This is a genomic window from Actinophytocola sp. (assembly GCF_035712165.1).
Lineage (GTDB): Bacteria > Actinomycetota > Actinomycetes > Mycobacteriales > Pseudonocardiaceae > DASYTH01.
This window is the reverse complement of the sequence record NZ_DASTBH010000361.1, coordinates 1-4,868: the sequence shown is the minus strand read 5'-3', so window position 1 is coordinate 4,868 and position 4,868 is coordinate 1. Positions and strand designations below refer to the sequence as shown.

The window sequence follows — 4,868 nt, the reverse complement described above, 5'->3', positions numbered from 1 at the left end:
GAGCAGGCGGGCCACCTCGAGGTCACCCGGTCCGGCAACGCGGTGCTGGCCAGGACCAACCTCGGCCGGCCCGCCCGGGTGGTGCTCGCCGGTCATCTGGACACCGTGCCGGTCAACGCGAACCTGCCGGTCCGGCGGGAGGGCGACGGCGACGCGGCGGTGCTGGCCGGCTGCGGCACGGTGGACATGAAGGGCGGCGACGCGGTCATGCTGCACCTGGCCGCGACCGCGACCACGCCGAACCACGACCTGACCTTCGTCTTCTACGACTGCGAGGAGGTCGACTCGGCGCGCAACGGGCTCGGCCGCATCGAGCGGGAACTGCCCGACTGGCTGACCGGCGACCTGGCGATCGTCTGCGAACCGTCCAACGCCGTGGTCGAGGCCGGCTGCCAGGGCACCATGCGGGTCGAGCTGCGCACCGAGGGCCGCCGGGCGCACACCGCGCGGGCGTGGATGGGCGTCAACGCGATCCACGCGCTGCACGGGGCGCTGAACCGGCTGGCCGAGTACCGGCCGCGCACCGTCGAGATCGACGGCTGCCACTACCGGGAGGGGCTGTCGGCGGTGGCGGTCGCCGGCGGCGTGGCCGGCAACGTGGTGCCGGACGAGGCGGTGCTGACGGTGAACTTCCGGTTCGCCCCGGACCGCACGGTCGAGCAGGCGCAGGAGCACCTGCGCGCGGTGTTCGACGGGTACGCGCTGCGGGTCGTCGACCACGCGGCCGGCGCCCTGCCGGGCCTGTCCGCGCCGGCCGCGCGCGAGCTCGTCGCGGCGTCCGGCGGGGACCCGGTGGCCAAGCTGGGCTGGACCGACGTGGCCCGGTTCGCCGCCGCCGGCCTGCCGGCGGTCAACTTCGGTCCCGGCGACCCCACCCTGGCCCACACCCAGGAGGAGAACGTGCCGGTCGCGCAGATCCGCCGCTGCGCCGAGGTGCTGACGACGTTCCTGACGGGCTAGGTCTCCTGCTGCGCCGCCCACCCGGCGTGCACGGTGACCAGCCCGAGGAGGGCGAAGAACATCAGCCACCGCCCGGTCGCGGCCGTGTAGTCGCTGTCCGAGCCGGCTCCGGCGAACATCACACCGACCGCTGCCAGGCCGCCGACGCCGGCCATGATGCCGTGGAAGAGCCGGCTGTCGGTCAGGTTGAAGGTCAACAGGCCGAACAGCAGGATCAGGGCCAGGGTGGCGAGCGCCAGCGGCCGGTCCTCCGCCAGTTGCCAGAGGTTGTGCGGGTCGCGCCCGTTCTCCCGCGACACCCAGGGCGCCACGGTGAGCGCCAGGATCGTGCCGGCCAGGCCGCAGGCCGCCGCGCCCCGCCGCCAGTCGGTGTGCAGGTAGCGGATCCGGTTCTCCAGCGCGGCGATGTCGCTGCGCAAGGCACGCAGCACTCGATCGATGTTGTCCGATGTCGTCACGGTGCCCTCCGATGATCGTTCTCGCCGGGGTAGGACGCGGCCACATCCCCGGCGGTTGCCCCCCGCCTCGCCCTAGACTCCCGGCGTGAGCAACCAGGAACCGATCGAGCAACCCGAGGACGAGGAGCACCCGAGGGAGAAGCAGCGGGGCCCGGTCGTGCTGCGCAGGGCCCGGCGGTCCGAGCAGACCACGACCGACCAGCGGTTGCTCGACTCGCGTGGCCCGACCGACTGGGTCCACACCGACCCGTGGCGGGTGCTGCGCATCCAGGCGGAGTTCGTCGAGGGCTTCGGGGCCCTGGCCGAGGTCCCCCGCGCCGTCACGGTGTTCGGCTCCGCGCGCACCGCCCGCGACCACCCCGAGTACCAGCTGGGCCGGGAGATCGGCGCGGCGCTGGCGCACGCCGGCTTCGCCGCCATCACCGGCGGCGGCCCGGGGGCCATGGAGGCGGTCAACCGCGGCTGCTCGGAGGCCGGCGGGCTGTCCATCGGCCTGGGTATCGAGCTGCCGTTCGAGCAGGGCCTCAACCCGTGGGTCGACCTCGGGGTGAACTTCCGGTACTTCTTCACCCGCAAGACCATGTTCATCAAGTACGCCCAGGCGTTCATCTGCCTGCCCGGCGGCTTCGGCACGCTGGACGAGCTGTTCGAGGCGTTGACCCTGGTGCAGACCAAGAAGGTGACCAAGTTCCCGGTCGTCCTCTTTGGACGGAGCTACTGGGGTGGGCTGCACGCCTGGGTGCGCGACTTCGTCTACGGCGAGGGCAAGATCGGCGAGAAGGACCTGGCGCTGCTGCATCTGACCGACGACATCGACGACGCCATCCGGGTGGTCGAGGACGCCTACCAGGCGTGGGGCGAGACACACTGACCGGCCGGCCAGGTTTCCCAAGCGTCACAGATTGTGTCCACAGTGTATCGGGAGCGTGCCGGTGCGCGGCCCCGTGGCACCATCGCACCGTGCAGACCATCCGGTTCGGCGCCCGCGCCGTCCCCACCGACCGGGCCTTGGTGATGGCCATCGTCAACCGCACCAGGGACTCGTTCTACGACCGGGGCGCGACCTTCGACGACCGGGCGGCCATGGCGGCGGTGGACCGGGTGGTCGCCGAGGGCGCCGACATCGTCGACATCGGCGGAGTGCGGGCCGGCTCGCACGGCGAGGAGGTCGACGTCGCCGAGGAGACCCGGCGGGTGGTGCCGTTCGTCGCCGCGGTCCGGGAACGCCACCCCGACCTGGTGATCAGCATCGACACCTGGCGGCACCAGGTGGCCAGGGCGGCCTGCCGGGCGGGCGCCGACCTGATCAACGACACCTGGGCCGGGGCCGATCCGGCCGTGGCCGAGGTGGCGGCCGAGTTCGGCGCCGGGATCGTCTGCTCGCACACCGGCGGCGCCCGGCCGCGCACCGACCCGCACCGGGTGCGGTACCTGGACGTGGTGGCCGAGGTGGCCGCCGAACTGGTGGACCGGGCCGAGCGGATGGTCGCGCTCGGTGTGCCGAGGGCCGGGGTGCTGATCGACCCGACGCACGACTTCGGCAAGAACACCTGGCACGGCCTGGAGTTGCTGCGCCGGCTCGACGAGTTGGTGGCCACCGGCTGGCCGGTGCTGATGGCGTTGTCCAACAAGGATTTCGTGGGCGAGACGCTGGGCGTCGGGCTGACCGAGCGGGTGGACGGGACGCTGGCAGCGACCTCGGTCGCGGCCTACGCCGGGGCGAAGGTGTTCCGGGCGCACGAGGTGCGGCAGACCAGGAGGGTGGTCGAGATGGTGGCGAGCATCGCCGGAACCCGGCCGCCGGCCCGCTGCCTGCGAGCGCTGGCGTGATGCACCCGGACGCGCTGGCCTGGTTCGGCCGCCGGACCTGGCAGGACCGCCCGTGGTCGGTGCCGGATCTGGTGCGGGCCAAGGGTTCCCGCACGGTGAGCGTGGTCCTGCCGGCGCTCGACGAGGAGCCGACGATCGGTGCGGTGGTCGCCTCGGTCGCTCCGCTGCTCGGCACCCTGGTCGACGAGCTGGTCGTGATCGACTCCGGCTCCGCCGACCGGACCGTCGAGGTCGCCGCCGCGGCCGGGGCCCGGGTGGTGCGCCGGACCGAGGTGCTGGCCGAGCTGGAACCGTTGCCCGGCAAGGGTGAGGTGCTCTGGCGGTCGCTGGCGGCGACCAGCGGCGACCTGCTGGCGTTCATCGACTCGGACCTGGTCGACCCCGATCCGGGGTTCGTGCCGGCCCTGCTCGGCCCGCTGCTGTGCGAGCCGGACGTGCAGCTGGTGAAGGCGTTCTACCGGCGGCCGATCGCCGGGGCGGAGTCCGGCGGCGGCCGGGTGACGGAGGTGCTGGCCCGGCCGCTGCTCTCGGTGCTGCGGCCGGAGCTGTCCGGCGTGATCCAGCCGCTGGCCGGGGAGTACGCCGGCACCCGCAAACTCCTGGAGTCGGTGCCGTTCGCGGCCGGCTACGGCGTGGAGATCGGGTTGCTGCTCGACGCGCACACCCTGGTCGGCCTGTCCGGGCTGGCGCAGGTCAACCTGGGCGTGCGGATGCACCGCAACCGCACGCTGCCCGAGCTCGGCCTGATGGCGCGGCAGATCCTGGGCACCGCGCTGGCCCGGTGCGGGTTCGACCCGCCGACCGCCGAGCTGACCCAGTTCCTCCAGGTCGCCGGGGAGTGGCTGCCGGACACCACGAGCGTGCCGGCCACCGACCGCCCACCCATGCGCGAGCTGGTTCGCCTCTCCGGAATTTAGATGCGGTGGTTGCGTTCCAGCGACCGGTGCGGACCTCCGGTGGATTGTGGCCGGGGGCCGTCACGGTACCCCTGAGGTTTCGTTGGTCGGCCCAAGACCTCACGCGATGACCCAGGAACAGGCCTTGGTGCCCTGCGGCCGCTGACCGCCGGGTTATGCCACCGGTGCGGGCGTGGCACCATCTTGGCGTGACCACCGCGCTGATCTACCTGGTCGTGATGGCGCTCGTCGCCGCCGTGGTGTTTCTGCTGGCGTCGGTGCTGTTCGGGCGCGGCGAGGAGCTGCCGCCGCTGCCGCCGGGCGCCTCGCCGACCCGGCTGCCCGAGTCCGGCATCGAGGCCGAGGACCTGCGGGCCGTGCGGTTCCAGCAGGTCGTGCGCGGCTACAAGATGTCCGAGGTCGACTGGGTGCTGGACCGGGTCGGCGCCGAGCTGGACGCGTTGCGCGCCAGGGTGGCCGAGTTGGAGAGCGACCGGGACGCCGCCGAGCCCGAGGCCCGATGACCCGCGAGCGCTGTCCCTGGGCCAACTCCACCGCGGACTACATCGCCTACCACGACGAGGAGTGGGGTGTTCCGCTGCGCGGCGAGGCGGCCCTCTACGAGCGGCTGACGCTGGAGGCGTTCCAGTCCGGCCTGTCCTGGATCACGATCCTGCGCAAGCGCCCGGCGTTCCGGGCCGCCTTCGCCGGCTTCGACCCGGCC

General features: G+C 73.0%; 7 protein-coding genes. 6 read left to right on the top strand and 1 reads right to left on the bottom strand.

The genetic code is table 11. The annotated features are described in order from the left end of the window. Positions 1–960 (top strand): succinyl-diaminopimelate desuccinylase (gene dapE, locus VFO68_RS20025; RefSeq protein WP_325159859.1); only part of this gene is annotated, 960 nt, incomplete at its 5' end. Here the strand turns inward: dapE and VFO68_RS20020 are convergent. After that, entirely contained in the window at positions 957–1,418 is a 462-nt protein-coding gene (locus tag VFO68_RS20020; RefSeq protein ID WP_325159858.1) for a hypothetical protein, read from the bottom strand. The two genes, dapE and VFO68_RS20020, sit on opposite strands and share 4 nt — an antisense overlap. An 85-nt stretch (positions 1,419–1,503) precedes the next feature. On the opposite strand from VFO68_RS20020, the gene VFO68_RS20015 reads away from it, so the two are divergent. The 5 genes from VFO68_RS20015 to VFO68_RS19995 form a co-directional block, all read left to right on the top strand. After that, on the top strand, positions 1,504–2,289 hold the full coding sequence (locus VFO68_RS20015; RefSeq protein WP_325159857.1) for a TIGR00730 family Rossman fold protein: 786 nt from the start codon (positions 1,504–1,506) through the stop codon (positions 2,287–2,289). A gap of 89 nt (positions 2,290–2,378) precedes the next feature. After that, entirely contained in the window at positions 2,379–3,248 is an 870-nt protein-coding gene (folP, locus tag VFO68_RS20010) for a dihydropteroate synthase (protein ID WP_325159856.1), read from the top strand. A gap of 14 nt (positions 3,249–3,262) precedes the next feature. Then, complete coding sequence (locus VFO68_RS20005; RefSeq protein ID WP_325159860.1) at positions 3,263–4,165, top strand: glucosyl-3-phosphoglycerate synthase; 903 nt, start codon at positions 3,263–3,265, stop codon at positions 4,163–4,165. Positions 4,166–4,353: 188 nt separating this feature from the next. Next, positions 4,354–4,668 (top strand): DivIVA domain-containing protein, encoded by a 315-nt coding sequence (locus tag VFO68_RS20000; RefSeq protein ID WP_325159855.1) that lies wholly within the window; start codon positions 4,354–4,356, stop codon positions 4,666–4,668. Then, a partial coding sequence (locus VFO68_RS19995; RefSeq protein WP_325159854.1) for a DNA-3-methyladenine glycosylase I occupies positions 4,665–4,868 on the top strand: 204 nt, incomplete at its 3' end. The genes VFO68_RS20000 and VFO68_RS19995, both read left to right, overlap by 4 nt.